We start from the raw sequence: 25502 nt of genomic DNA on the forward strand, positions 1-25502 counted from the left end.
CGGCAGGTCGCACCCGAAAGCCGTCCGGCAGGCACCTGCTATTTTACTGACGGCGCGCGCACTTTTGGCGCGCGCTGTTCAGTTCGATCTAGCTGGCGATGCAGGAGCGGCATTCATCGCGGCGCTCGTGGTGGAATATAGCGCGGCGCATAGGGTGTCCCATGCGGCGCTCAGATCTCGTCGAGCTTGCGGCCCGACAGTGCGCGGCGAATTCCCTTGTCCATGCGGCGCGCGGCGAATTCGTCGGTGCCGGCGGCCAGCGCTTTGGTGGCGTCGTCGATCGCTTGCTGGTCGGGGCTTTGCACGAGGCCACGCAGCGCGTCCAGCAGCGCGTCCAGTTCGGCCCGCTCGCCGGCGTCGAGCAGATCGCTGTCGGCGGCTAGCGCGGCGTCGGTGGCTTCGACCAGACGCTGCGCTTCGACCTGCGCTTCGCGCAGCGCGCGAGCGCGCATATCGACTTCGGCGGACGAGAAACTGTCTTCGAGCATGCGTGCGACGTCGTCGTCGGCAAGGCCGTAGGACGGCTTCACCACCACCGAGGCTTCGACGCCCGACAGTTGCTCGCGCGCGAATACCGACAGCAGGCCGTCCGCATCCACCTGATAAGTGACGCGAATCCGCGCGGCGCCCGCTGCCATCGGCGGAATGCCGCGCAATTCGAAGCGCGCCAGCGACCGGCAATCCGACACCAGTTCGCGCTCGCCTTGCACGACGTGGATCGCCATCGCGGTCTGGCCGTCCTTGAAGGTCGTGAAATCCTGCGCGCGTGCGACCGGAATCGTCGAGTTGCGCGGGATGATCTTCTCGGTCAGGCCGCCCATCGTTTCGACGCCGAGCGACAACGGAATCACGTCGAGCAGCAGCCAGTCGTCGCCGTCGCCGCCGCGGTTGCCGGCCAGCAGGTCCGCCTGGACGGCCGCGCCGAGCGCGACCACCTGGTCCGGATCGAGGTTGATCAGCGGCGGCTGGCCGAAGAAGCCTTCGACCGCGCGGCGAATCACCGGCATGCGTGTCGCGCCACCCACCAGCACCACGCCCTTGATGTCGGCTGGCGTGACCTTCGCATCGCGCAGCGCCTTCCTCGTCGGGCCCAGCGTGCGTTGTACCAGCGCTTGTGTGACGGTTTCGAAGGTCGCTGCGTCGATCGTCAGGTCGAGTTGTGCGCCATTCGACAACGCGACTTCGAGCTTCGCTTGCGGCGCGCTCGACAGCGCTTCCTTCGCAATGCGCACGCTATCGAGCAGCCGGCGTACGTCTTCCGGCGTCAGCGACTGCGCGGCGATGCCCGCTTGCGCGAGCGCATGGCGGTACAGCGCGTGATCGAAATCGTCGCCGCCGAGCGCCGAATCGCCGCCCGCGGCGAGCACTTCGAATACGCCCTTGGTCAGCTTCAGGATCGACAGGTCGAAGGTGCCGCCGCCGAGGTCGTAGACCGCGTACAGGCCTTCGACGCCATTGTCGAGGCCATAGGCAATCGCCGCGGCAGTCGGTTCGTTCAACAGGCGCAGTACGTTCAGGCCGGCCAGACGCGCGGCGTCCTTGGTCGCCTGGCGTTGCGCTTCGTCGAAATAGGCCGGCACCGTGATCACCGCGCCGACCAGTTCGTCGCCGAGCGTATCTTCGGCGCGCTGGCGCAGCGTCGCGAGAATTTCCGCCGACACCTCGACCGGGCTCTTTACGCCATCCACCGTGCGGATCTGCACCATGCCGGGCGCGTCGACGAAGTCGTACGGCGCGTTCTCGGCGCCTTCCACTTCGCTTTTGCCGCGGCCCATGAAACGCTTGACCGAGACGATCGTGTTGCGCGGATCGGTTGCGGCCTCGGCCTTCGCCTGCCGACCGATGCGGCGGCCGCCCTGCTGCATGTAGCGAACCACCGAAGGCAGCAGCATGTGCCCTTCCGCGTCCGGCAGCACGTCGGGCACGCCGTTGCGTACCGCTGCGACCAGCGAGTTGGTGGTGCCGAGATCGATGCCGACCGCGAGGCGCCGCTGATGCGGTGCGGGCGCCATGCCGGGTTCAGAGATTTGCAGTAAAGCCATCTGGAATCTTCTTTCGGGAACGTTGCGCCCCGTGCTGGATTATTCGCGTTGCTGGATGGAACGGCAGCAACGCCTGTTTTTCACTGTTGCAGGGACGATGTGCGGCTCAATGCTCGAGCCGCTCGATTTGCGTATCGATTTCTGTCGCGATGCGCTCGATGAACATCAACTGCCGGACTGCTTCGCTCGCCGCCTGATCCGCGTTGCTGTCGAGCAGCGCCGCGAGCTTCGTGAAGCGCACGCGCTCGTCGTCGCGCAGTTCGGCGAGCAGCGCGTCGAGATCGTCGACGTTTTTCGCCGCCGCGGCATCCTCGATGCGCTCGCGCCACTCCATCTGCTGCATCAGGAAGGCCGGCTCCATCGCCGTATTGTGCTCCGCGCCGACGTCGATGCCGCGCAGCGACAGCATGTATGTGGCGCGCTTTAACGGATCACGCAGCGTCCGGTACGCTTCGTTCGTGCGCGTTGCCCATTGCATCGCAATGCGCTTTTGCGCGTCGCCGGCCGCCGCGAAGCGGTCGGGGTGCACCTGCGCCTGTACGGTGCGGTAGGCGTCGTCGAGCGCGTGCTGGTCGAGCGCAAACTGCACGGGCAAATGGAACAGGTCGAAGTGACTGTCGTTCAGCGAGGCCATCGGGTCGGTTCGTCTGTTTTTCGAGATCGGCGGGCGGGCTGTCCTGGTAGCGGCCATCACAAGCCCGGAACCAAGGCAGAAACACGGCAAACACGGCTAAGGCGGAAATTGAAAAAAGGCGGCACGGGCCGCCTTTTCTACGTATCGCGTCAGCTCACACGCGGAACGATTCGCCGCAGCCGCACTCGTCCTTCGCCTTCGGGTTGTTGAACTTGAAGCCTTCGTTCAGTCCTTCGCGGGCGAAATCGACTTCGGTACCGTCGATATAGGCGAGACTCTTCGGGTCGACGATCAGCTTCACGCCGTTGCATTCGAACACTTCGTCTTCCGCCGCCAGCTCGTCGACATATTCGAGCTTGTACGCGAGACCCGAGCAGCCCGTCGTGCGGATGCCGACTCGCAAGCCGACGCCCTTGCCGCGGCGGGTCAAGTATTTTTGCACGTGTTGTGCAGCCCTATCGGTCAATGTAATTGCCATAGCGTTTCTCATTGCGCGGCGCGCCGTCTCCTGACATTGCGCCGCCACTTGCCTGCGTTCTACTCAAGTGCTCGTATGCTCTTCGCGGTACCGTGCGCTCGTGCCTCCGGCCGCGTTGCTTCGTGCCGCTTCAGGCCGCGTGCTCGCCAGCCGGCGCCGTTGCCTCAGCGCCGCCATGACGCTGCTTGTAATCGGCAACCGCTGCCTTGATCGCGTCTTCCGCGAGGATCGAGCAGTGGATTTTCACCGGCGGCAGTGCCAGTTCTTCGGCGATGTGCGTGTTCTTGATGTCGAGCGCCTGATCGAGCGTCTTGCCCTTCACCCATTCGGTGACGAGCGAGCTCGACGCAATCGCCGAACCGCAGCCGTACGTCTTGAACTTCGCGTCTTCGATCACGCCATCCGCACCGACGCGAATCTGCAACTTCATCACGTCGCCGCACGCCGGCGCGCCGACCATGCCAGTACCCACCGCGTCGTCGTCCTTCGCAAACGAGCCGACGTTGCGCGGGTTTTCGTAGTGGTCCAGAACCTTGTCGCTATAAGCCATGTTTACACTCCTTGATTCGTTTCAACCTGCATGCAACCGATCAAACGTCTTCGCCCGTGCCCGCGCTCAGTGCGCGGCCCACTGGATCGTCGACAGATCGACGCCGTCCTTGTGCATTTCCCACAGCGGCGACAGGTCGCGCAGCTTGGCAATTTTCGTATTCAGCAGGTTGATCACATAATCGACGTCCTGCTCCGTCGTGAAGCGTCCAACCGTAAAGCGGATCGAGCTGTGCGCGAGTTCGTCGTTGCGGCCAAGCGCACGCAATACATACGACGGTTCGAGCGACGCCGACGTGCACGCCGAACCCGACGACACCGCGACATCCTTCACCGCCATGATCAGCGATTCGCCTTCGACGAAGTTGAAGCTGATGTTCAGGTTGTGCGGCACACGCTGTTCCATGTCGCCGTTCACGTACACTTCTTCGATCTGCGTCAGCCCCCGCAGCAGACGATCGCGCAACATACGAATGCGCTCGTTTTCGGTGGCCATTTCTTCGCGGGCCAGACGAAACGCCTCACCCATGCCGACGATCTGATGCGGTGCCAGCGTGCCTGAACGCATACCGCGCTCGTGGCCGCCACCGTGGATTTGCGCTTCGATCCGCACGCGCGGCTTGCGGCGTACGTACAGCGCACCGATGCCCTTCGGGCCATACGTCTTGTGCGCCGAGAACGACATCAGATCGACCTTCAGCTTCTGCAGGTCGATCTCGACCTTGCCGGTTGCCTGCGCTGCATCGACGTGGAAAATAATGCCCTTTTCGCGGCAAATTTCACCGATCGTCGCGACATCCTGAATCACGCCGATCTCGTTATTGACGTTCATCACCGACACCAGAATCGTGTCCGGACGCAGCGCCGCCTTGAATACGTCGATGTCGATCAGGCCATCGTCTTTCACATCGAGATACGTGACTTCAAAGCCTTCGCGCTCGAGTTCGCGGCACGTGTCGAGCACGGCCTTGTGCTCGGTCTTCACCGTGATCAGGTGTTTGCCCTTGCCTTTGTAGAAATGCGCGGCGCCCTTGATCGCAAGGTTGTCCGACTCAGTCGCGCCCGAGGTCCAGATGATTTCACGCGGATCCGCGTTGACCAGCGCCGCGACGTTTTCGCGCGCTTCTTCGACTGCGCGCTCGGCGTCCCAGCCGTACGCGTGGCTGCGCGACGCCGGGTTGCCGAACTGCTCACGCAAATAGGGGATCATCTTGTCCACCACACGCGGATCGACTGGCGTCGTCGCGCTGTAGTCCATGTAAATGGGCAGGTGGGGAATATCGTTATTCATCAATCGCTCCGGGGACAATCATTGTCTGGCTTATCTGGGCTGCGGCGCTTCGTGTGGCGCTCTACGACCCAGCCATGTTGAATACGGAATTCGGCCCTTTGGGCGCGACCCGTGTGGGCTCGACCGCCGGCGCTTCAGTGCGCCTGTCACGCAGCACCGTAGCAGGTGCCGCTTCGCGGGAGCGTTGTTGATCGACCAGATCCTTTAGCGAGACCGAGTCGAGGTACTCGACCATCTTCTGGTTCAGCGTCGACCACAATTCGTGCGTCATGCAATGGCCGTCGCGCTGCTTGGTGCCTTCGCACGTGCCCTTGCCGCCACACTGCGTGGCGTCGAGCGGCTCGTCGACGGCAATGATGATGTCGGCTACCGTCACATCCTCTGCACGACGCGCAAGGTTGTAGCCGCCGCCCGGCCCACGCACGGATTCGACGATCTCATGGCGGCGCAGCTTCCCGAACAGTTGTTCGAGATATGACAGGGAAATGTGCTGGCGCTGGCTGATACCCGCAAGCGTCACCGGGCCCTGCTCCTGGCGCAAGGCCAAGTCGATCATCGCCGTAACGGCGAAACGGCCTTTCGTGGTGAGTCTCATGATGTATGGGAACCGCTATTCTCGACAAGTTTGCTCAAGTATAAATACATGACGGATTTAGTCAAGTATCCCTATCCCAAAATGGGTCAATTACTTAAGAAGTTTGGATCAGAAACGGCCAGGCGGCTGGAAACCACGCTGACAAGGCCTCGGCAGGCTGCTTCGCACTGGTCGAGCACGCGCTCGAACCCGTCGGCGCCGCCGAAGTACGGGTCTGCCACTTCTGTTTCGCCCGCTTCCGGCGCGAATTCCATCAAGAGCCGGATCTTGTCGCGGTGCTGCGGGGGACAGATCCGCTTCAATGCGGCGACGTTGGCGTCGTCCATCGCGATCACCAGGTCGAAGCGGTCGAAGTCCGCTGTACCGATCTGACGGCCTCGCAATTGTGACAAATCGTAGCCACGGTGTGCCGCGGCCTGCTGCGCTCGCTCATCGGGTGCACCGCCGATGTGCCAGTTACCGGTACCTGCGGAATCCAGCATCACACGACCGGCGAGACCCGCCTGCTCGACCTGGTGCCGCATCACCGCCTCCGCGGTAGGCGAGCGGCAAATGTTCCCAAGGCACACGAAGCAGACGGCAACGGTATTCATCAATAGGTAAAGTCGAGCGGCGCAGCCGCGATGTCAGCCAGAAGTAATGATAAAGATGCCGCGATTATATGAAGTGGCGCGTCGTCGCGCTGCAGAACGCCGAGCGCGCCCGCCTACATTGGCTCGGCTTGCAGCGTGACGTTGGTGCGGGCTGCCTGCTGCGCGGCGGCTGCCTCGTCGCCGACGAGGCCGTACGACACCGTGCGCGCCAACTCGGCGGTGACTTCGCTTGCGGCAAGCGGCATCGGACTTGTGTGCTTCACAGCGCTGCTGCACAGATACAGGAAGGCGGCCGCGGCCAGCGGCAAGACGATCGCTAAAGGCCAGTACATCGATATTGTCTTTCTCATGATGCGGTTCTCGCTGACGGGCATGAGTCCACGACCCACTAAGCCCAGCAGAGATTGTAAAGATTGCGGCAATCGGGAAAAACCCCGGCCAGCGGAACACTCCGTTTTATTGAGACGAACAGTGGGTCTCAGCGGGCAGCGATGCGCGACGGACAGGCGAGCGTGAAAGGAATCCTTACAAACGCATACAAAGGTAATGCGACACGGCATGCGACGATCTGTCTTAGTTACATCAACCTTGCATTGCCGAGCTATCCCATGAAAGTGAAATATCGACGCCGCACTCCCCTCGTCGCAGCCACACTGGCGCTAGTCGCGCTGATGGGCGGCTGCGCCGTCTACCCGAACGGCGCGCCCGCATATGGCAGTTATGATGGTTATGGCGACAACGGGTATGGCGGGTATGACGGTTACGGGTATGGCTACGCCCCGCCGCCGCAAACCAATCTGTTTCTTGGGTTCGGCGGCTATTCGGGACGCTCGTACTACGGTGGTGATCGTTACGAACGGCGCGGCTATCGCGGCGGCGACTGGCACGGACGAGGCGGTGGCGGTGGCGGCCATGGCGGTGGCGGCGGTCCGCATGGCGCACCCCAGGCGGGCGGCGGCTCAGGAGGTGGCGCGCCACCGGCCGCCGGACCGTCAGGCGGCGGCCGCGGCAACGGTGGCGGTGGTGGTGGGAACCGTGGCGCGAAGGTAGATGTCTCGCCCAATAATGGATCGCGGATCACCAACCATTGAGCCCGAAGTCACACAAACATGTAACCGGTGCCAACCTTCCAGAACGGCACGTAAAAAACACCGTGACGGCGGCGCGAAAGCGCTGCCAATGCATTTTTCGTCAGTTCGATACCAACGATCCTCGTATCGCCGCGGCGCCTGCTCAGCCCCGATGACTATTCTGCGCCGCGTAAAGCTCACGAAATGTCCGCCCGACCGGTGCTGGCAGATCCCGCGTATTGGTCCAGCCGCCGGCAAGCGGTAGCCTGGCGATCGACTTCTTTTCTCCGCCGATCTTTTCCAGCACCCGCACCGCCAGCTTCGTGAGCATCGAGTAAGCCGTCGGATGCAACGCAAGATAGCCCCACATCGACAGCGCCATTCGCTCACGCCACGGCCGCAGGTGGCGTTCCACCTGTTTCTCGCGCAGCTTGCGCAGCAGGTCCGACAGCGGAATACCGACCGGACAGACACTGTTGCACTCGCCGCACAGCGTTGCGGCCTGCGGCAGATCGAGCGCCTTGTCGAGCCCGACGTAGCTAGGGGTCAGCACCGATCCCATCGGCCCGGGATAGACCCAGCCGTACGCATGCCCGCCGACCTTCTGATACACCGGACAATGATTCATGCACGCGCCGCAGCGGATGCAGCGCAGCATCTCCTGAAAGTCTCCGCCGATCAGCCCGGTCCGGCCGCCGTCGACGAGCACCACATACATATGTTCCGGCCCGTCCTGATCGCCGTCGCGACGCGGGCCGGTCAGCAGCGAAAAGTAGTTCGAGGTGGTCTGCCCGGTCGCCGAGCGCGGCAGCAGGCGCATCGCGGTAGCCAGATCCTCGAGCGTCGGCAGCACCTTCTCGATGCCGGTTACCGCGACGTGCACGCGCGGCATCACGGTGCACATGCCCTCGTTGCCTTCGTTGGTGACGAGCGCGATCGACCCGGTTTCGGCGATCGCGAAATTGCCGCCTGTCACGCCCATATCGGCGGACATGAAATGCGGACGCAGCATTTCACGCGCTTCGCGGGTCATCTCCGGGATTTCGGTCAGCCGCGGCCGGTCATGGGTCTTCGCGAACAGATCTGCGACTTCGTCCTTATCCTTATGCAGAGCCGGCGCGATGATGTGGCTCGGCGGTTCGTTATTGTTGATCTGCAGGATGTATTCGCCAAGGTCGGTCTCGACCGACTGCACGCCCATCTTGCCGAGCACTTCGTTCAGCCGCATTTCCTCGGACACCATCGACTTCGTCTTGATGACCTTCTTCACATCGTGCTTGCGGGCGATGTCCGCGACGAGCTTCGCCGCGTCCTGAGTAGTTTCGGCGTACAGCACGATGACACCGCGCCGCGTCGCTTCGCGCTCGAAGGTTTCGAGCCAGACATCGAGGTTTTCCAGCGCGCGATTACGACGCTCTTTTAGCGCGTCGCGCGTCTCCTGGAAATCGATCGCGGTCATCACCTCGGCGCGCGCCGTGACGAATTTGGTCGACAGCTTCGTGAGGTTCTGCTGCAGGCGCTGGTCCGCGAGCTTCTGGCCTGCGCGCGCCTTGAACTGCATCGATTGAACTTGCATGACGGCCTGTGTTCAGGAAGTGGGTTGCGACTGGGCGGAAGCGGGAACGGCAACGCGACGGGTCAAGGCGCACAGCGCCACTTACGCGTCGCCCGCCAGCACCTGCGCGATATGCAGCACCCGCGTGGTGGTATCGCCGGTGCGACGCAGACGTCCTTCGATATTCAGCATGCAGCCGAGATCGCCGAGCACGACGGCACTCGCACCGCTTGAACGGATGTTGTCGCACTTCTCATCGACGATCGCCGTGGAAATGTCGCCATACTTGACCGCGAACGTACCGCCGAACCCGCAGCAATGCTCGCAGCCCTTCATTTCGGTCACTTCGACGCCCGTCTGCGCGAGCAGCGCGCGCGGCTGCAGCTTCACACCGAGTTCGCGCAATCCGGAGCATGAGTCGTGATACGTGACCGGCCCGGCAAAACCGGCCTCCGGTAGCTCTACCTTCGCGACATTGACCAGAAAATCGGTCAGCTCGAATACCTTCGGGCGCAGCCGCGCGAAACGTCCGGCCAATTCCGGATCGTCGCGGAACAGATCGCCGTAATGCGCGCGAATCATGCCACCGCACGAGCCCGACGGCACCACCACATAATCGAACTGCTCGAATTCGCGCAGCGTCTTTTCCGCGAGATCGCGCGCGAGGCCGCGCTCGCCCGAGTTGTAGGCGGGCTGCCCGCAGCAGGTCTGCGCGGGCGGTACGACCACTTCAAAACCGGCGCGTTCGATTAGCTTGATCGCCGAAAAGCCGATTTCAGGACGGATCAGATCGATCAGGCAGGTGACGAAAAATCCAACTCGCATGGACCCTCCTCCGGGAAACGTCCCCGATTATCCGCTGAATGTCCGGTGATACCAACGCGGCGAACCCTCAATCAGCGAAAAAATGCGGTTCGAGCGGTACTTCGAACGGCGTTCGCTTTTTTCACCATACGAGATACAATCGATTTCCCGTCGCTAGACGTGTCACAGATTTTTCCCATGAGCGATACGAACCCGGATCCCAAAACCTCGATCCAGGTGATCGAGCGCATGATGCGGCTGCTGGACGCCCTGGCCGCGCACAGTGACCCGGTCAGCCTGAAAGATCTTTCGCAGCGCACCGAACTGCATCCGTCGACTGCCCACCGCATTCTCAACGATATGGTGACGTGTCGGCTGGTCGACCGGTCCGATCCCGGCACTTACCGGCTCGGCATGCGTTTGCTCGAGCTAGGCAATCTCGTCAAGGCGCGCCTGTCGGTGCGCGACGCGGCGCTGATGCCGATGCGCGAGTTACACCGTCTCACCGGCCAGACCGTCAACCTGTCGGTGCGACAGGGTGACGAAATCGTCTATATCGAGCGTGCGTATTCGGAGCGCTCCGGCATGCAGGTGGTACGGGCGATCGGCGGCCGCGCGCCGCTGCATCTGACTTCGGTGGGCAAGCTGTTCCTTGCGGCAGACGAGGCGTCGCGGGTGCGCGCATACGCGACCCGCACGGGGCTGTCGGGCCATACGCAGAACAGCATCACGGATCTGACCAAGCTCGAGCGCGAACTGACGCACGTGCGCCAGCAGTCGTGCGCGCGCGATAACGAAGAACTCGAACTGGGCGTGCGCTGCATCGCCGCGGGCATTTACGACGATTCGGGCAAGCTGGTCGCCGGGCTGTCTCTGTCGGCGCCGGCGGACCGGTTGCAGGATGCGTGGCTGGGACAGGTCAGCAAGACGGCGCTGGTGATCTCGGAATCGCTTGGCTTCCATCCGCAAGCGGAGCAACAGGCCACCGCCTGACTCACACAGTTCACAGCCGGAATACAAAGAGCCTCGCAAGCAACAACTTGCGAGGCTCTTTAATTTTCGGCATTGCCGTGCAACTTGATTCCGCCACATTGCGATCCGGTCAACCCGGCCGCCCGGCCACAATCAGCTAACCGATTGCAGCCGCGCGCACGTCATTCACATTCAGGTACCCGCGCCATTCGCATCGGCACTCGTCACACGCTGCTCGTTGCCGTTGTCGATCCACGTACGCAGACGCGCGGCATCCGCAAAGCGCGAATACTTGCCCGCCGAATCCAGCAGCACCATGATCACCGGGCGGTCATGCAACCGGGTCTGCATCACGAGGCACTCGCCTGCTTCGTTGATAAAGCCGGTCTTCTGCAGACCGATTTCCCACGACGGATTACGCACCAGCGCATTCGTGCTGTTGTACGCCAGCGTGCGCTTGCCCGTGTACACCTCGTAGCTGTGATCGGTGGAGAACGTGCGGATCATCGGGTACTGATACGCGGCATTCACCATCCGCACCAGATCGCGCGCGCTCGCCACATTCTGGCTGGTCAGACCGGTCGGGTTCTCAAAATGCGTATCGGTCATGCCGAGCTGCTTCGCCTTCGCGTTCATCGCAGCCATGAAAGCCGGACGGCCACCCGGGAAATAACGCGACAGTGCCGCAGCCGCACGGTTTTCCGACGCCATCAGCGCGATATGCAGCATGTCCTCGCGCGACAGCACCGAGCCCACCGACAGCCGCGAACGCGTGTTCTTCTCGTAGTCGCGGTCTTCGTCGGTGACTTCGATCTGCTCGGTCATTGCTGCTTTCGAATCGAGCACCACCATCGCGGTCATCAGCTTGGTAATCGACGCGATCGGCACCACGGCGCGCGAATTCTTGTCGAACAGCGGCTCCATCGAATTCTGGTCGACTACATAGGCGACGCTCGAACGCAGCGCCAGCGCATCGGGCGTCTCATGCAGGCCGAACGCCTGCCCGACGGTCGGCGGACGCGGTTCGAACACGACGCGGCGCACCGCGGGGTGATGACGGCCGTTCATCGAGTAACTGACGTTGACGCGCCGTTTCTTCGAGACGGCGCGCGGTGCGTCGTCGTCGTCCTTGTCGGCGACTTTGGCCGCCTTCGCGTTTTTGGCCGCCCGGCTGGAAACCTTGGCTGCCGGTGCTTCGGCGCCTTTGGCAGGCTTGCGGGCTGCTTTCTTCGAAACTTTTTCGGATTTCGCCGAGGCTGCGGTCGACGCGGCGAGCGCGTCAACCGGCGCAACTGACGCCGCTGCGATGACCACGGAGGCGGCCACCGACAGCGCGGTGCCCAGCGCCGCGCTGTGCATCACTTTGAGTGACGAAAACATGTCGGTTTTCATTGGTGTTCTGGTAGAGCGGCAGGGAATGGTCCGCCAAGTGTAGTGAAACAAGGAAAAATTAGCAATATTAAGCACTTACCCTTCCTCCTTAAACCGAGTTGTAAGACTCGATTGGAAAGAGCAATGGATTTATCAGTGCTCATCGAAAAGATCAATGAAGCACGTATATTTCTCCGCTGCCGCGCGCAGGAAAAGAACTCACCCGAGCTAACGGCAACATCGACACATTCCTTGATCAGGGGAAATATGGCCGCATGGCAGCGCATTACGTGCGCCGCACAAACTCGCCCCTGAACCGTGGCTCAGAGGGCGGTGCGTCGAGCCCAGCCACAGCGTGTTAAATATTCGCTGCAAACCGACGCATCGCGCATACGACCGGGATGGAGTTATAACGTTCCGCCACAGTTTTGGTGTACGTCGCGATTCTACCGCGACTTATGCGATTTGTTAGATCGCTCACCAAGCCGTTGATCCTGCGGTAGAAAAGCCGCCTCCTCGCACCATCGCGGTGCGAATCCGCCAACGGCTATGCGTTTTGGCAACTCCATAAATGCTTCATAACGTATTGTTTTCTCAATATTTTGTCGTGATTGTGCGACGCACAAAAAGTACTTGACTTCATTCCGCGCTGTCCTAAAATGGAACCCATTGTTGCGACGCACAATGCATGAAACGTCATGATCCGCGTGCACCCTTCTCAACAATGACCTGCCGGTCTAGCACTTAACCCAACTCGGTCCGCGTCAGACGGATCGGTACTTCAGGAGCGTAAACATGACTCTGCTTACCCCCGAGCAATTCGCTGCAGCCCAAAAGGCCAACCTCGAAGCTCTCTTCGGTCTCACGAACAAGGCGTTCGAAGGCGTCGAAAAGCTGGTTGAGCTGAACCTGCAAGTCGTCAAGTCGACGCTCGCGGAAAGCCAGGAAAACGCACACCGTGCACTGTCGGTGAAAGACGCACAGGAACTCCTCGCGCTGCAAGCGAGCCTGTCGCAGCCGGTGGCCGAGAAGGTTCTGTCGTACGGCCGTCATCTGTATGAAATCGCGTCGGCCACGCAAGCCGAATTCGCACGCGTTGCGGAAGCTCAGTACGAAGAGCAGAACCGCAAGGTGCAAGCGCTCGTCGAGAACGTCGCGAAGAACGCACCGGCTGGCTCGGAAACCGCTGTCGCCGTGATCAAATCGGCTATCACCGCCGCCAACACGACGTACGAAACGGTTCACAAGGCTACGAAGCAAGCCGTCGAAATCGCTGAAAGCAACTTCAACGCAGCCGCTACCGCTGCTTCGAAGGCCGCTTCGCAAGCTGCCGCGCAAGTGTCGCGCTCGGCAACGGCTACCAAGAAGGCAACCGCCTAAGTTGTGTTGCGCCGCGGCAGCCGGTCAGGTCACTGATCCGGTTGCCGCGCGCCGCATCGGCGCACCGTGTAAAGGTTTCGATTCAGGTTTCAACGCATCGGGCTTCAAATCTGTGCCGGCAAGGTCTGCAGTATGACTTCGCCGGCGTTGTCGCCAGCATCAGGTTTCGCTGACGGCACACTGCAACAGCGTCGCGCAGAGTCCACTGCGCGGCCAGACGCTCCGATACGTTAAACAGCGTATCGTTTCCCCCGGCCTCGCGGCCGGGATTTTTTTGCCCCGCGCCCATAAAAAATGTCGCGCCTTGCATCTAGCAAGGCGCGACATTTTCGTTTGCAGCGAGGCAAGGCTGGCGCAACGCATCGTCGCATTGCGCAGCCTGAGAGCTGCAGAGAGTTTACTTCTTGCGCTGCGGCGGCAGATCCGTACACACACCTTCGTACAGTTCCGCAGCCATGCCGACCGATTCGCCGAGCGTCGGATGCGGGTGAATCGTTTTGCCGATATCGGTTGCGTCCGCGCCCATTTCGATCGCGAGACACACTTCGCTGATCAGATCGCCCGCATTCAGACCGACGATGCCGCCGCCGATCACGCGATGCGTTTCTTCGTCGAAAATCAGCTTGGTGAAGCCTTCGTCGCGGCCATTGGCGATCGCGCGGCCCGAAGCGGCCCACGGGAACACCGCCTTGCCGTACTTGATCCCTTCGGCCTTGCACTGGTCTTCGGTCTTGCCGGCCCACGCCACTTCCGGATCGGTGTAAGCCACCGACGGAATCTGCAGCGCGTCGAAGTACGCCTTCTCGCCATGCGCCGCTTCGGCTGCGACGTGCCCTTCATGCACTGCCTTATGCGCCAGCATCGGCTGACCGACGATATCGCCGATTGCGTAAATGTGCGGCACGTTGGTGCGCATCTGCTTGTCGACTTCGATAAAGCCACGGTCCGTCACGGCCACGCCGGCCTTGTCCGCACCGATCTTCTTGCCATTCGGCGTGCGACCCACCGCTACCAGCACAAGATCGTAACGCTGCGGCTCGGCCGGCGCCTTTTCGCCTTCGAACGACACGTAGATGCCGTCGTCTTTCGCCTGCGCTGCCGTGGTCTTGGTCTTCAGCATCACGTTGGCAAAACGCTTGCTGTTGAACTTGTCCCACACCTTCACGAGGTCGCGGTCCGCGCCCATCATCAGGCCGTCGAGCATTTCGACCACATCGATCTGCGCGCCGAGGGTCGAATAGACGGTAGCCATTTCAAGACCGATGATGCCGCCGCCGATCACCAGCATGCGCTGCGGAATCTGACGCAGTTCGAGCGCGCCAGTCGAATCGATCACGCGCGGATCTTCCGGAATGAACGGCAGCTTCACGGCCTCCGAGCCGGCAGCGATGATCGCGTGCTTGAACTTGACGACCTTCTTGCCGCCGTCGACCTGCACTTCCATATGATGCGGATCGACGAACGCGCCGACGCCGGTCACCACTTCAACCTTGCGCGCCTTCGCCATGCCGGCGAGACCACCGGTCAGCTTCTTGACGACGCCCGACTTGAAGTCGCGTAGCTTGTCGAGATCGATTTGCGGCTTGCTGAACGAGATGCCATGCGCGCCGAGCGCAGCGGCTTCGTCGATCACCAGCGCGGTGTGCAAGAGCGCCTTCGACGGAATACAGCCGACGTTCAGACACACGCCGCCGAGCGTCGCATAACGCTCGACCAGCACCGTCTTCATGCCGAGGTCGGCCGCGCGGAACGCAGCCGAGTAACCGCCCGGGCCCGAACCGAGCACGAGCATGTCGCATTCGATATCGGCCTTGCCGGAGAAGCTGCCGGCTTGAGCAGGCGCGGCGGCTTGCGCGGGAGCAGGCGCGGCAGCCTTCGCCGGTTCCGGCGCTTTCTCAGGCGCCTTGGCAGCAGCCTTCGGCTCGTCCTTCGCCGGCGCGGCCGCAGCTTCACCCGACGCCTCCACCAGCGCGATCACCGTGCCTTGCGACACCTTGTCGCCCGGCTTCACGCGCACTTCCTTGACGGTCCCTGCGGCATCGCTCGGCACTTCGATCGATGCCTTGTCCGACTCGAGCGTCATCAGCGCCTGTTCTTTTTCGATGACGTCGCCCGGCTTGATGTTGACTTCGATGACATCGACGTCCTTGAAGTCGCCGATGTCCGGCACCTTTACTTCGACGAGACTCATAAGTGTCCCCTTCTGTTATTGCCGTGTTGATCAGAAATCGCGGCGCAGCGCCACCGGACCTGTAGCCGAAAAACAGGCGCCGCTCCGTAACGGAACGACGCTGACCGGCCGACAAACAAACGCAGGCCCGGACCGCGACAAGGACGCGCACCCGCGCCCTGCGCCTTCGCGAAAATCAAAGAATGACGCGCCGGAAATCGCCCAGAATCGCGCTCAGATACGCGTTGAAGCGCGCTGCTTCGGCACCATCGATCACGCGATGGTCATACGACAGCGACAGCGGCATCGTCAGGCGCGGCACAAACTGCTTGCCGTCCCACACCGGCTTCATGACGCTGCGCGACAGGCCGAGGATTGCTACTTCAGGCGCATTGATGAGCGGCGTAAACGTCGTGCCGCCGATGCCGCCCAGCGACGAGATCGAGAACGAGCCGCCCTGCATCTGGTCGGGCTTGAGCTTGCCGTCGCGCGCGAGCTTCGACAGTTCGGCCATTTCCTTCGCGATATCGGCGAGACCCTTCTTGTCCGCATCGCGGATCACCGGCACGACCAGACCGTTCGGCGTATCGGCCGCGAAGCCGATATGGAAGTACTGCTTGTAGACGAGATTGTCGCCGTCGAGGCTGGTGTTGAAGATCGGGAATTTCTTCAAGCCGGCAACCACGGCCTTGATCACGAACGCGAGCATCGTGAACTTGACGCCGGCCTTCTCGTGCTCCTTGTTCAGTTGCACGCGCAACGCTTCGAGCTCGGTGATGTCGGCTTCGTCGTTGTTCGTGACGTGCGGGATCATCACCCAGTTGCGATGCAGGTTCGCGCCCGAGATTTTCTTGATGCGCGACAGCGGCTTCGAATCGATCGGACCGAACTTCGTAAAGTCGACCTTCGGCCACGGCAGCAGGTTGAGTTCGCCGCCGCCTGCGGCAGCCGGTGCGCCCGCTGCGGCCGGTGCTGCATGCTGGCCGGTCATCACGCCCTTCACGAACGCGGTGACGTCTTCCTGCGTGATGCGTCCTTTAGGACCGGTGCCCTTCACACGCCCGACGTCCACACCCAGTTCGCGCGCGAACTTGCGCACCGACGGGGACGCATGGCTCGCCTTGTATGCACCGCCTTCGCCGGCCGGAATCACCGGCGCCTGGGCCAGTGCCGACGGCGCGGCCGGAGCCGGCGCTGCCTTTTGCGGCGCATCGGACGGCGCTTCAGCCGGCTTTTGCGCAGCGGGCGCGGGAGCTGCTGCTGCCGCAGCCGGCGCAGCAGCGCCTGCGCCTTCGACCAGCACGATCACCGTGCCTTCCGAAACCGTGTCGCCAAGCTTCACCTTCACTTCTTTCACCGTGCCCGCGACGGAGCTCGGCACGTCCATGGTGGCCTTGTCCGACTCGAGCGTGACGAGCGACTGTTCCTTCTCGACCGTATCGCCCACCTTCACCAGCACTTCGATAACAGGAATGTCCTTGTAATCGCCGATGTCCGGCACCTTGACTTCCTGCACGCCGCCACCGCCAGCAGGCGCTTGCTGCGCTGCAGGAGCAGCGGCCGGCGCTGCAGCCGCTTGCGCCGGCTTGTCGGCCGGCTTATCGGCAGGCTTGTCGGCCGGCTTCGCGGCCGCCGCACCTTCACCGTCGAGCAACACGATCAGCGTGCCTTCCGACACCGTATCGCCAAGCTTCACCTTCACTTCCTTCACCGTGCCCGAGACGGGGCTCGGCACATCCATGGTCGCCTTGTCCGACTCCAGCGTGACCAGGGACTGTTCCTTCTCGACGGTATCACCCGCCTTCACCAGCACCTCGATTACAGGAATGTCCTTGTAATCGCCGATGTCCGGCACCTTGACTTCGATCGCTTGGCTCATTTGTTGTGTGTCTCCAGGGCCGAGCGCACTCCGTCCGGCATCGAGAACGGAGTGCGCGCGACGTCGCCGGGGGGCGACGATTTAGACGGTCATCGGGTTGGGTTTGGACGGGTCGAGGTTGTACTTTTTCAGCGCGTCAGCGACGACCTTGCGCTCAATCGTACCCTCATCGGCCAGCGCATTCAGCGCTGCCACGGTGACCCAGTAACGGTCGACTTCGAAGAAGTGACGCAGACGTTCGCGCGTATCCGAACGGCCGTAACCATCGGTGCCGAGCACCACGAAACGTTGCGGCACGAAGGCACGGATCTGCTCGGTCAGCGCGCGCACGTAATCGGTCGACGCGATCACCGGGCCCTTCGCATCCTTCAGCAGCTTCTCGACATGCGACAGATTCTTTTCTGCGGTCGGATTCAGCAGGTTCTGGCGCTGCACTTCGTGGCCTTCGCGCGCGAGTTCGGTGAAGCTCGGCACGCTCCACAGATCGGCGGCGACGCCCCAGTCGCTCTTCAGCAGCGCGGCGGCGGCGATCACTTCGTTCAGGATCGTGCCTGCGCCCATCAGTTGCACGCGCGGTGCCTTGGCGTCAGCCTCGGCCTTACGCAGCGAGTACATGCCCTTGATGATGTCCGACGCTACGTTGTCACCCTGCGGCATCGCCGGGTGCTCGTAGTTCTCGTTCATCACGGTCAGGTAGTAATAGACGTCTTCCTGCTCCTGCACCATGCGGCGCAGACCGTCCTGGATGATCACCGCCAGCTCGTAGCCGAAGGTCGGGTCGTAGCTGATGCAGTTCGGAATCGACGCCGCCCACAGCAGCGAGTGGCCGTCTTCGTGCTGCAGGCCTTCGCCGTTCAGCGTCGTACGGCCCGCGGTGCCGCCCAGCAGGAAGCCGCGCGAGCGCATGTCGCCGGCCGCCCACGCCAGATCGCCGATCCGCTGGAACCCGAACATCGAGTAGTAGATGTAGAACGGGATCATGATCTCGTTGTGCGTCGAGTACGACGTCGCAGCCGCGATCCAGTCCGACATACCACCTGCTTCGTTGATCCCTTCCTGCAGGATCTGGCCGGTTTCCGATTCCTTGTAGAACATCAGCTGGTCGGAATCTTCCGGCACATACTTCTGGCCGTCCTGATTCCAGATACCGATCTGGCGGAACAGGCCTTCCATACCGAACGTACGCGACTCATCCGGCACGATCGGCACGACGCGCTTGCCGAGCGCCTTGTCCTTCAGCAGGATGTTCAGGATCCGCACGAAGGCCATCGTGGTCGAGATTTCGCGACCTTCGCCGGTGCCCTTCAGCAGCGGCTCGAACACGGCCAGTTCCGGCACCGGCAGCGACTCCGCCTTCTGGCGGCGCTGCGGCAGGTAACCACCCAGTTCCTGGCGGCGCGCGCGCATGTACTCGAGTTCCTTCGAGCCTTCTTCGAACTTCAGATACGGCACATTGACGATCTCGTCGTCCGAGATCGGCAGACGGAACTGGTCGCGGAAGTTCTTCAGCGCCTCGACCTGCATCTTCTTCTGCTGGTGCGTGATGTTCATCGCCTGACCGGCTTCGCCCATCCCGTAGCCCTTGATGGTCTTGGCGAGAATCACGGTCGGCTGGCCCTTCGTTTCCGAAGCCGCCTTGTACGCCGCGTAGATCTTGTGCGGATCGTGACCGCCGCGGTTCAGATTCCAGATGTCGTCATCGGACCAGTCGGCGACCAGCGCCTTCAGTTCCGGCGTATTGAAGAAGTGCTCGCGCACGTAGGCGCCCGATTCCGACTTGTAGGTCTGATACTCGCCGTCGACCACTTCCATCATGCGGCGCATCAGCGCGCCGGAGCGGTCGCGCACGAACAGCGCGTCCCAGCGGCTGCCCCACACCACCTTAATCACGTTCCAGCCGGCGCCGCGGAATTCGCTTTCGAGTTCCTGGATGATCTTGCCGTTGCCGCGCACCGGTCCATCGAGGCGCTGCAGATTGCAGTTGATCACGAACACGAGGTTGTCCAGCCGCTCGCGGCCAGCCATGCCGATCGCGCCGAGCGATTCCGGTTCGTCGGTTTCGCCGTCGCCGAGGAATGCCCACACCTTGCGGCCCTGGGTCTTCGCAATGCCGCGCGCGTGCAGGTACTTCATGAAGCGCGCCTGATAGATCGCCATGATCGGGCCGAGACCCATCGACACGGTCGGGAACTGCCAGAAGTCCGGCATCAGCCACGGGTGCGGATACGACGAGATGCCCTCGCCGCCCACTTCCTGGCGGAAGTTGTCGACCTGCTTTTCCGACAGGCGGCCTAGCAGGAACGCGCGCGAGTAGACACCCGGCGACGAGTGACCCTGCACGAACACGAGGTCGCCGCCATGCTCGGGCGACGGCGCATGCCAGAAATGGTTGAAGCCGACGTCATACAGCGTGGCCGCCGAAGCGAACGACGCGATATGGCCGCCCACGTTGGTGTCCTTGCCGGCGCGCAGCACCATCGCCATGGCATTCCAGCGGGTGTACGAGCGGATGCGGTGTTCGACGTCCTGGTCGCCGGGGTTCTTCGCCTGGTTGGCAACCGGGATCGTATTGATATACGGGGTATTGGCCGAGAACGGCAGATGTTCGCCGTGCACACGGGCGAATTCGATCTGCTTTTCGATCAGGTAGTGCGCGCGGTCCGGGCCGACCGCAGAAATCACGCCATCCAGCGCTTCGAGCCATTCGGCCGTTTCTTGCGGATCGCCGTCGTCTTTGGCGGCGGCGACGTATTTCAGGACTTCGTCGGGTACAGCGGACATGCTCGTCTCCTGGGTATAGAGGAACGCTCTTGATCGGACGACGCGGACGAAGCACGGCCGCGGCAACTCCGGGCGATTTTAATGATGCCCCGATCGTCCGCGCAACAAAATTTTCGAATTGCGAGATGCTTTCTCATAATGCGGAAAATTGTTGCGGCGCACCCTGAATTGACTCCCTATCTGCTGATACGTCGGCTAGTTTGCTCCCATTAACGTAGCTTTCACGCTTTTCTGCGTCATTTCGTGCGGACCTGCTGCGCTACAATGCGAGCCATGTTGACCGATCGGCTTTTTGCTCGCTCGGCGCGGCCCTCCGGTTCGCCGGCGGACACGTCGCCGTCCCGCTGGCACCATGGACCATGGTGGTCCAATTCCTATTTGCTCACGCCGCTGCTGTCGATCCTCGTATTTCTGATCGTCATGAGCCTGATTTTGTGGAGCCTGAACCGCCGCGAACAGCAGCAGCAGGAAGACACGCTATATCGCAATGTGGCGTGGGCGCAGCAGCAGATCCGCCTGTCCATGACAGGCGCGCAGGAACAGATCCAGGCGCTGTCACGCGATCTCGTCACCGGGCGTGCGGATCCGCACTCTTTCCAGGTTTCGACCGCCGACATCATGCAGGGGCATCCCGAGATCCTCTACATGAACTGGTATACGCCCGAACTGCAGCCGCGCTGGCCGAACACGCCGCTGCCGGTGCTCGGCCAGCGGCTCGCGAAGCCGAACGACCAGCAAATGGACGAAGCCGTGAAAGCGGCCTTCGCCGAAGCGCGCACGACGCGCCGCCAGGTCTACTCGTCGCTGATGTACGACGACGTCGGCAACGGCTTTCTGACGCTGCAAACCCCGGTGTACCGCGACCGCGAGTTCCTCGGCAATATCGCCGCGGTGTTCTCGGTCGAAGGCATGCTGAAGCGCGACATCCCGCCGGAGTTGTCCGCCAAGTACAAGATCTCGATCGTCGACATCAACAACCGCGAGCTGGCCACCACCTCCACGCGCCCGCGCCTGCCGCGCGACGCGTTCTACGATCTGCCGCTCGATCCACCGGGCCAGGGCATTTCGGTACGCGTCTATGCGTACCCGCAGATGACCAACTTCACCAACAACACGCTGGTGTGGCTGGTGGCCGGGCTGTCGTGCTTCGTGCTGTGGAGCTTGTGGAGCCTGTGGAAGCACACGCGGCAGCGCTTCGAGGCGCAGCAGGCGCTGTATGCGGAAGCGTTCTTCCGCCGCGCGATGGAAAACTCGGTGCTGATCGGCATGCGCGTGCTCGACATGCACGGCCGCATCACACACGTGAACCCGGCGTTCTGCCGGATGACCGGCTGGGATGAAATCGACCTGGTCGGCAAGACCGCGCCCTTCCCTTACTGGCCGCGCGACGCCTACCCGGAAATGCAGCGCCAGGTCGACATGACATTGCGCGGCAAGGCGCCTTCGTCGGGCTTCGAGCTGCGTGTACGGCGCAAGGACGGCTCGCTGTTCCACGCGCGTCTGTACGTATCGCCGCTGATCGACAGTTCGGGCCGGCAGACCGGCTGGATGTCGTCGATGACCGACATCACCGAGCCGAAGCGCGCGCGCGAAGAACTCGCCGCTGCGCACGAACGCTTCACCACCGTGCTCGAAAGCCTCGACGCGGCCGTGTCGGTGCTGGCCGCCGACGAAGCCGAACTGCTGTTTGCGAACCGCTATTACCGGCACCTGTTCGGCATCCGCCCGGACGGCCACCTCGAACTCGCGGGCGGCGGCGGCTTCGACAGCAACTCGGCGTCGTCCGATTCGATCGACATGGTCGACACCTACGCGGGCCTCCCAGCCGCCGCGCTGACCGAAAGCACCGCCGACGCGCAGGAAGTTTATGTAGAAGGCATACAGAAGTGGTTCGAAGTGCGACGCCAGTACATCCAGTGGGTCGACGGCCACCTCGCGCAGATGCAGATCGCCACCGACATCACCACCCGCAAGCAGGCGCAGGAACTCGCCCGCCAGCAGGACGAGAAGTTGCAGTTCACCAGCCGCCTGATGACGATGGGCGAAATGGCATCGTCGCTCGCGCATGAGTTGAACCAGCCGCTCGCGGCCATCAATAACTATTGCTCTGGAACGGTGGCGCTGGTTAAATCTGGTCGGACGACGCCCGACAACCTGCTGCCCGTGCTCGAGAAGACCGCCCAGCAAGCGGTACGCGCCGGCATGATCATCAAGCGGATCCGCGAATTCGTGAAACGCAGCGAACCGAAACGCCAGGCCACCCGTGTCTCCGACATCGTCGCGGACGCGGTCGGGCTCGCCGAAATCGAGGCCCGCAAGCGCCGCATTCGCATCGTGACCGAGACCCGCTCGCGGCTGCCGGTCATTTATGTCGACCCGGTGCTGATCGAACAGGTGCTGGTCAACCTGCTGAAAAACGCCGCCGAAGCGATGCACGACGCTCACCCGGACGCAGTCGACCCGGTTATCCGTCTGGTCGCGCGACTCGACGCGGGCAACGTCTGTATCAGCGTGGTCGACCAGGGCCCGGGCGTCGACGAAGCAACCGCCGAACATCTGTTCGAGCCGTTCTACAGCACCAAGTCGGACGGCATGGGGATGGGCCTGAATATCTGCCGTTCGATCATCGAGTCTCATCGAGGGCGCTTGTGGGTGGTCAACAACGTCGAAGCCGACGGCCACATCACGGGCGCCACTTTTCATTGCAGTCTGCCTATAGGCGAGCCTGACGGCCCGAGCAACGGCGGGCGCGAGGCGCGGACACCACAAACCGTTACGGGAGAGCTATGAACACCCCAGTCACCACACAGGAAACCGTGTTTGTCGTCGATGACGACGAGGCGGTGCGAGACTCGCTGCGCTGGCTACTGGAAGCGAACGGTTATCGCGTCCAATGCTTCTCCAGCGCGGAGCAGTTCATCGAGGCGTGGCAGCCGCACCAGCATCCGGGGCAGATCGCGTGTCTGATCCTCGACGTGCGGATGTCCGGCATGAGCGGGCTTGAACTGCAGGAGCGGCTGATCGCCGACAACGCGGCGCTGCCGATCATCTTCGTGACGGGCCACGGCGACGTGCCGATGGCGGTGTCGACGATGAAGAAAGGCGCGATGGATTTCATCGAAAAACCGTTCGACGAAGCCGAACTGCGCAGGCTGGTCGAGCGGATGCTCGACAAGGCGCGCAGCGAAAGCACCAGCGTGCAGCAGCAGCGGGCCGCGGCTGAACGCCTCGGCAAGCTGACGGCACGCGAGCATCAGGTGCTCGAGCGGATCATCGCGGGGCGGCTGAACAAGCAGATTGCCGACGATCTCGGCATCAGCATCAAGACCGTCGAAGCGCACCGCGCGAACATCATGGAAAAGCTGAACGTCAACACGGTGGCCGATCTGCTGCGCCTCGCGCTGTCGAACAAGCCGCAACAGGCGCAGTAACGGCTACGTCGCGGGCACATGCTGTGTTGTGATGAGCGGGCCGCAATGGCCCGCTTTTTTATAGCCGTTTTTCCCGCGTTTTCTCGCCGCTTTCCCCTCCCCGAATAGCGCTCCGTTATCGCCCGGGCAACGGGCCCGAAGAACGGTTTGAGCGAACTCGCTCGCCTGCGCCACGCGCGATAGCTGCCGCCAGTTAACGATCGTTAGCTATCCAAACATAGCCTGCACGCTGATTGCGACGATCGGCAAACATGCGCGATGAATCACCACCCACCTCCCCGCTTACCCGATCGCGCACCTGCCGTACCCGCTATCGCATAAATCACCAAACGTAAAACTTGGTGCCGTACAGATTGACAGCATCCCGCCCGCCCCCTAATTTTAAGTATCACCACCGCTCAGGATTGCCTCATGACTGTCCGGCGTCACGCCGCCATGCCTTGCCCCTCCCCGTTTTCTTGCGGCGGCTCAATCGCCCCGTTCGCGCGCGACGTCAGCTGTACCGGCGTTACCGCACGCTACGTCCACCTTGCAGCAAAGAGGATCCGAACATGAAACGCTCTCCAACACGTCACCGTGTGCTGATCGTCTGCGCCGCGCTTGCGGGCGTGCCGATCCTGGCCGGGCCGATCGCGCCGCCGGCCGCGCTCGCGCAGAGCGCGGCCCCGGCGAAAGTATCGAACCAGCAACTCGATTCGCTGACAGCACCGATTGCGCTGTATCCCGACGCGCTGCTCGCGCAGGTGCTGATGGCGGCCACGTTCCCGCAGCAGGTGCAGGAAGCGGCGCAATGGATCAAGGCCAACCCGCAGAAACAGGGCGACGCAGCCGTGCAGGCGGTCTCGTCGCAGCCATGGGACCCGAGCGTGCAATCGCTGGTGGCGTTCCCGCAGGTGCTCGCGACGATGGCGTCGAAGCCCGATTGGGTGACGCAATTGGGCAATGCGTTTCTCGCGCAGCCGAACGACGTGATGGATTCGGTGCAGCGGCTACGCAAGCAGGCGCAACAGGCCGGCAATCTGAAGACGACCGAACAGCAAAAGGTGATCGTCGAGCAAAGCACGATCCAGATCGTGCCAACCAGCCCGCAGGTCGTGTACGTGCCGACCTATAACCCAACGGTCGTGTACGGCGCGTGGCCGTACCCTGCGTATCCGCCGGTCTACGTGCCGCCGCCACCGGGCTACGCAATCGCAACAGGGTTTGCCACCGGGCTGGCGTTCGGCGCCGGCGTGGCGGTCGCCAACTCGTTGTGGGGCGGCTTCAACTGGAACACGCACGACGTGAATATCAACGTCAATCGTTATAACAACGTCAACGTCAATAACCGGATCAACGCGAATAGCACGACGGCCAACTGGAATCGCAACGAGAGCATCAACCGCACGAATCTGAACCGCAACAACACGAACCTCAACAATGCGAACCTCAGCGCGCAACGCGATGCGTACCGTGGCCGCGATGCATCGCGGGCGCAGGCGGAGCAGACCTTGCAGAACCGCACCGGACAAAATCTGGGCGGCACGGCGAACCAGCGGCTGCAGGACATCCGCAGCGGCGGCACGAGCCGGGGCGACCTGCGCAACAACGCGCAGAACGTCAATCGCGATAACGCGCTGCGCGGCTCGGGTGATGGCAGAACGTCACGCCAGGATCTGCAGCGCGGCCAGGCGAGCCGCGAGTCGTTCGCGAATAACAGCGGTGGCCGGCTGGGCGCGGGCGGCGGCGGCCAGCAAGGAAGCGCCGGGCGGCTCGGCGCGGATGGCGGCGGACAGCGCGGCGGCGGCTTTCAGGGTGGAGGCGCGCAGCGCGGCGGCTTCGAAGGCGGCGGACGGGCCGGCGGATTCGGCGGCGGCGGTGGTGGCGGCGGACGCCATTTCGGCCGCGGCCGCTGATCAATCGACAAG

The 25502-nt window shown here is 62.6% G+C and carries 20 protein-coding genes; 6 read left to right on the plus strand and 14 right to left on the minus strand.

Annotated elements, in window-relative coordinates; all coding sequences use genetic code 11:
- Positions 1 to 170: 170 nt before the first annotated feature.
- The 8 genes from hscA to ACYVNQ_RS10355 form a co-directional block, all read right to left on the minus strand.
- Positions 171 to 2042 carry a Fe-S protein assembly chaperone HscA gene (gene hscA / locus ACYVNQ_RS10320; protein WP_460902381.1) on the minus strand — a complete coding sequence of 624 codons (1872 nt, stop codon included), beginning with the start codon at positions 2040 to 2042 and terminating at the stop codon, positions 171 to 173.
- 106 nt (positions 2043 to 2148) lie between these two features.
- Entirely contained in the window at positions 2149 to 2676 is a 528-nt protein-coding gene (hscB, locus tag ACYVNQ_RS10325; protein ID WP_460902382.1) for a Fe-S protein assembly co-chaperone HscB, read from the minus strand.
- 154 nt (positions 2677 to 2830) lie between these two features.
- Entirely contained in the window at positions 2831 to 3154 is a 324-nt protein-coding gene (gene iscA, locus ACYVNQ_RS10330; RefSeq protein WP_460902383.1) for an iron-sulfur cluster assembly protein IscA, read from the minus strand.
- 130 nt (positions 3155 to 3284) lie between these two features.
- Positions 3285 to 3704: a Fe-S cluster assembly scaffold IscU gene (iscU, locus tag ACYVNQ_RS10335; protein WP_460902384.1), complete on the minus strand. Its 420-nt coding sequence runs from the start codon at positions 3702 to 3704 to the stop codon at positions 3285 to 3287.
- 66 nt (positions 3705 to 3770) lie between these two features.
- Positions 3771 to 4994 (minus strand): IscS subfamily cysteine desulfurase, encoded by a 1224-nt coding sequence (locus ACYVNQ_RS10340; protein ID WP_460902385.1) that lies wholly within the window; start codon positions 4992 to 4994, stop codon positions 3771 to 3773.
- A gap of 61 nt (positions 4995 to 5055) precedes the next feature.
- A complete protein-coding gene (gene iscR / locus ACYVNQ_RS10345; RefSeq protein WP_460902386.1) occupies positions 5056 to 5589 on the minus strand; it encodes a Fe-S cluster assembly transcriptional regulator IscR in 534 nt (177 codons plus the stop codon).
- Between the two features lie 86 nt (positions 5590 to 5675).
- Positions 5676 to 6182, minus strand: coding sequence for a low molecular weight protein-tyrosine-phosphatase (locus ACYVNQ_RS10350; RefSeq protein ID WP_460902387.1), 507 nt, complete (start codon positions 6180 to 6182; stop codon positions 5676 to 5678).
- A gap of 113 nt (positions 6183 to 6295) precedes the next feature.
- Positions 6296 to 6532: a hypothetical protein gene (locus ACYVNQ_RS10355; RefSeq protein ID WP_460902388.1), complete on the minus strand. Its 237-nt coding sequence runs from the start codon at positions 6530 to 6532 to the stop codon at positions 6296 to 6298.
- Between the two features lie 258 nt (positions 6533 to 6790).
- Here ACYVNQ_RS10355 and ACYVNQ_RS10360 point away from each other — a divergent pair, with 258 nt between their 5' ends.
- Complete coding sequence (locus tag ACYVNQ_RS10360) at positions 6791 to 7273, plus strand: hypothetical protein (RefSeq protein ID WP_460902389.1); 483 nt, start codon at positions 6791 to 6793, stop codon at positions 7271 to 7273.
- A gap of 142 nt (positions 7274 to 7415) precedes the next feature.
- Here ACYVNQ_RS10360 and ACYVNQ_RS10365 read toward each other — a convergent pair whose 3' ends face one another.
- The gene (locus tag ACYVNQ_RS10365; protein WP_460902390.1) at positions 7416 to 8828 is read right to left on the minus strand and encodes a LutB/LldF family L-lactate oxidation iron-sulfur protein; all 1413 of its coding nucleotides are present in this window, start codon (positions 8826 to 8828) and stop codon (positions 7416 to 7418) included.
- A gap of 81 nt (positions 8829 to 8909) precedes the next feature.
- Positions 8910 to 9632 carry a (Fe-S)-binding protein gene (locus tag ACYVNQ_RS10370; protein WP_460902391.1) on the minus strand — a complete coding sequence of 241 codons (723 nt, stop codon included), beginning with the start codon at positions 9630 to 9632 and terminating at the stop codon, positions 8910 to 8912.
- A gap of 177 nt (positions 9633 to 9809) precedes the next feature.
- Between ACYVNQ_RS10370 and ACYVNQ_RS10375 the strand changes: the two genes are divergently transcribed.
- The gene (locus tag ACYVNQ_RS10375) at positions 9810 to 10604 is read left to right on the plus strand and encodes an IclR family transcriptional regulator (protein ID WP_460902392.1); all 795 of its coding nucleotides are present in this window, start codon (positions 9810 to 9812) and stop codon (positions 10602 to 10604) included.
- Positions 10605 to 10775: 171 nt separating this feature from the next.
- Here the strand turns inward: ACYVNQ_RS10375 and pbpG are convergent, their stop codons facing one another.
- Positions 10776 to 11975 (minus strand): D-alanyl-D-alanine endopeptidase, encoded by a 1200-nt coding sequence (pbpG, locus tag ACYVNQ_RS10380; protein ID WP_460902393.1) that lies wholly within the window; start codon positions 11973 to 11975, stop codon positions 10776 to 10778.
- Positions 11976 to 12749: 774 nt separating this feature from the next.
- Between pbpG and ACYVNQ_RS10385 the strand changes: the two genes are divergently transcribed.
- Positions 12750 to 13334, plus strand: a complete 585-nt coding sequence (locus ACYVNQ_RS10385; protein WP_460902394.1) for a phasin family protein — start codon at positions 12750 to 12752, stop codon at positions 13332 to 13334.
- A 397-nt stretch (positions 13335 to 13731) separates the two neighbouring features.
- Here the strand turns inward: ACYVNQ_RS10385 and lpdA are convergent, their stop codons facing one another.
- From lpdA to aceE, 3 genes are all read right to left on the minus strand, one after another.
- Positions 13732 to 15525, minus strand: coding sequence for a dihydrolipoyl dehydrogenase (lpdA, locus tag ACYVNQ_RS10390; protein WP_460902395.1), 1794 nt, complete (start codon positions 15523 to 15525; stop codon positions 13732 to 13734).
- A gap of 175 nt (positions 15526 to 15700) precedes the next feature.
- The gene (gene aceF, locus ACYVNQ_RS10395; protein ID WP_460902396.1) at positions 15701 to 17383 is read right to left on the minus strand and encodes a dihydrolipoyllysine-residue acetyltransferase; all 1683 of its coding nucleotides are present in this window, start codon (positions 17381 to 17383) and stop codon (positions 15701 to 15703) included.
- Positions 17384 to 17464: 81 nt separating this feature from the next.
- Positions 17465 to 20164, minus strand: a complete 2700-nt coding sequence (gene aceE, locus ACYVNQ_RS10400; protein ID WP_460902397.1) for a pyruvate dehydrogenase (acetyl-transferring), homodimeric type — start codon at positions 20162 to 20164, stop codon at positions 17465 to 17467.
- A 273-nt stretch (positions 20165 to 20437) separates the two neighbouring features.
- Between aceE and fixL the strand changes: the two genes are divergently transcribed.
- The 3 genes from fixL to ACYVNQ_RS10415 all read left to right on the plus strand — a co-directional run bounded on the left by fixL (position 20438) and on the right by ACYVNQ_RS10415 (position 25490).
- Entirely contained in the window at positions 20438 to 22954 is a 2517-nt protein-coding gene (gene fixL / locus ACYVNQ_RS10405; protein WP_460902398.1) for an oxygen sensor histidine kinase FixL, read from the plus strand.
- Positions 22951 to 23595: an oxygen response regulator transcription factor FixJ gene (gene fixJ, locus ACYVNQ_RS10410; RefSeq protein ID WP_460902399.1), complete on the plus strand. Its 645-nt coding sequence runs from the start codon at positions 22951 to 22953 to the stop codon at positions 23593 to 23595. Before fixL ends, fixJ begins: the two co-directional genes overlap by 4 nt.
- 551 nt (positions 23596 to 24146) lie before the next feature.
- Positions 24147 to 25490 (plus strand): DUF3300 domain-containing protein, encoded by a 1344-nt coding sequence (locus ACYVNQ_RS10415; RefSeq protein WP_460902400.1) that lies wholly within the window; start codon positions 24147 to 24149, stop codon positions 25488 to 25490.
- Positions 25491 to 25502: the final 12 nt, after the last annotated feature.

The sequence above is a fragment of the Paraburkholderia jirisanensis genome (genome assembly GCF_054782355.1).

Bases quoted from the DNA above. Each gene is read 5' to 3' on its own strand.
- pbpG (WP_460902393.1), bottom strand. From the start codon at position 11,975: ATGAAAACCGACATGTTTTCGTCACTCAAAGTGATGCACAGCGCGGCG.
- fixJ (WP_460902399.1), top strand. From the start codon at position 22,951: ATGAACACCCCAGTCACCACACAGGAAACCGTGTTTGTCGTCGATGAC.
- hscA (WP_460902381.1), bottom strand. From the start codon at position 2,042: ATGGCTTTACTGCAAATCTCTGAACCCGGCATGGCGCCCGCACCGCAT.
- hscB (WP_460902382.1), bottom strand. From the start codon at position 2,676: ATGGCCTCGCTGAACGACAGTCACTTCGACCTGTTCCATTTGCCCGTG.
- ACYVNQ_RS10365 (WP_460902390.1), bottom strand. From the start codon at position 8,828: ATGCAAGTTCAATCGATGCAGTTCAAGGCGCGCGCAGGCCAGAAGCTC.
- aceE (WP_460902397.1), bottom strand. From the start codon at position 20,164: ATGTCCGCTGTACCCGACGAAGTCCTGAAATACGTCGCCGCCGCCAAA.
- ACYVNQ_RS10355 (WP_460902388.1), bottom strand. From the start codon at position 6,532: ATGAGAAAGACAATATCGATGTACTGGCCTTTAGCGATCGTCTTGCCG.
- fixL (WP_460902398.1), top strand. From the start codon at position 20,438: ATGTTGACCGATCGGCTTTTTGCTCGCTCGGCGCGGCCCTCCGGTTCG.
- iscR (WP_460902386.1), bottom strand. From the start codon at position 5,589: ATGAGACTCACCACGAAAGGCCGTTTCGCCGTTACGGCGATGATCGAC.
- ACYVNQ_RS10350 (WP_460902387.1), bottom strand. From the start codon at position 6,182: ATGAATACCGTTGCCGTCTGCTTCGTGTGCCTTGGGAACATTTGCCGC.
- ACYVNQ_RS10415 (WP_460902400.1), top strand. From the start codon at position 24,147: ATGAAACGCTCTCCAACACGTCACCGTGTGCTGATCGTCTGCGCCGCG.
- ACYVNQ_RS10370 (WP_460902391.1), bottom strand. From the start codon at position 9,632: ATGCGAGTTGGATTTTTCGTCACCTGCCTGATCGATCTGATCCGTCCT.
- ACYVNQ_RS10385 (WP_460902394.1), top strand. From the start codon at position 12,750: ATGACTCTGCTTACCCCCGAGCAATTCGCTGCAGCCCAAAAGGCCAAC.
- ACYVNQ_RS10375 (WP_460902392.1), top strand. From the start codon at position 9,810: ATGAGCGATACGAACCCGGATCCCAAAACCTCGATCCAGGTGATCGAG.
- lpdA (WP_460902395.1), bottom strand. From the start codon at position 15,525: ATGAGTCTCGTCGAAGTAAAGGTGCCGGACATCGGCGACTTCAAGGAC.
- aceF (WP_460902396.1), bottom strand. From the start codon at position 17,383: ATGAGCCAAGCGATCGAAGTCAAGGTGCCGGACATCGGCGATTACAAG.
- iscU (WP_460902384.1), bottom strand. From the start codon at position 3,704: ATGGCTTATAGCGACAAGGTTCTGGACCACTACGAAAACCCGCGCAAC.
- ACYVNQ_RS10340 (WP_460902385.1), bottom strand. From the start codon at position 4,994: ATGAATAACGATATTCCCCACCTGCCCATTTACATGGACTACAGCGCG.
- iscA (WP_460902383.1), bottom strand. From the start codon at position 3,154: ATGGCAATTACATTGACCGATAGGGCTGCACAACACGTGCAAAAATAC.
- ACYVNQ_RS10360 (WP_460902389.1), top strand. From the start codon at position 6,791: ATGAAAGTGAAATATCGACGCCGCACTCCCCTCGTCGCAGCCACACTG.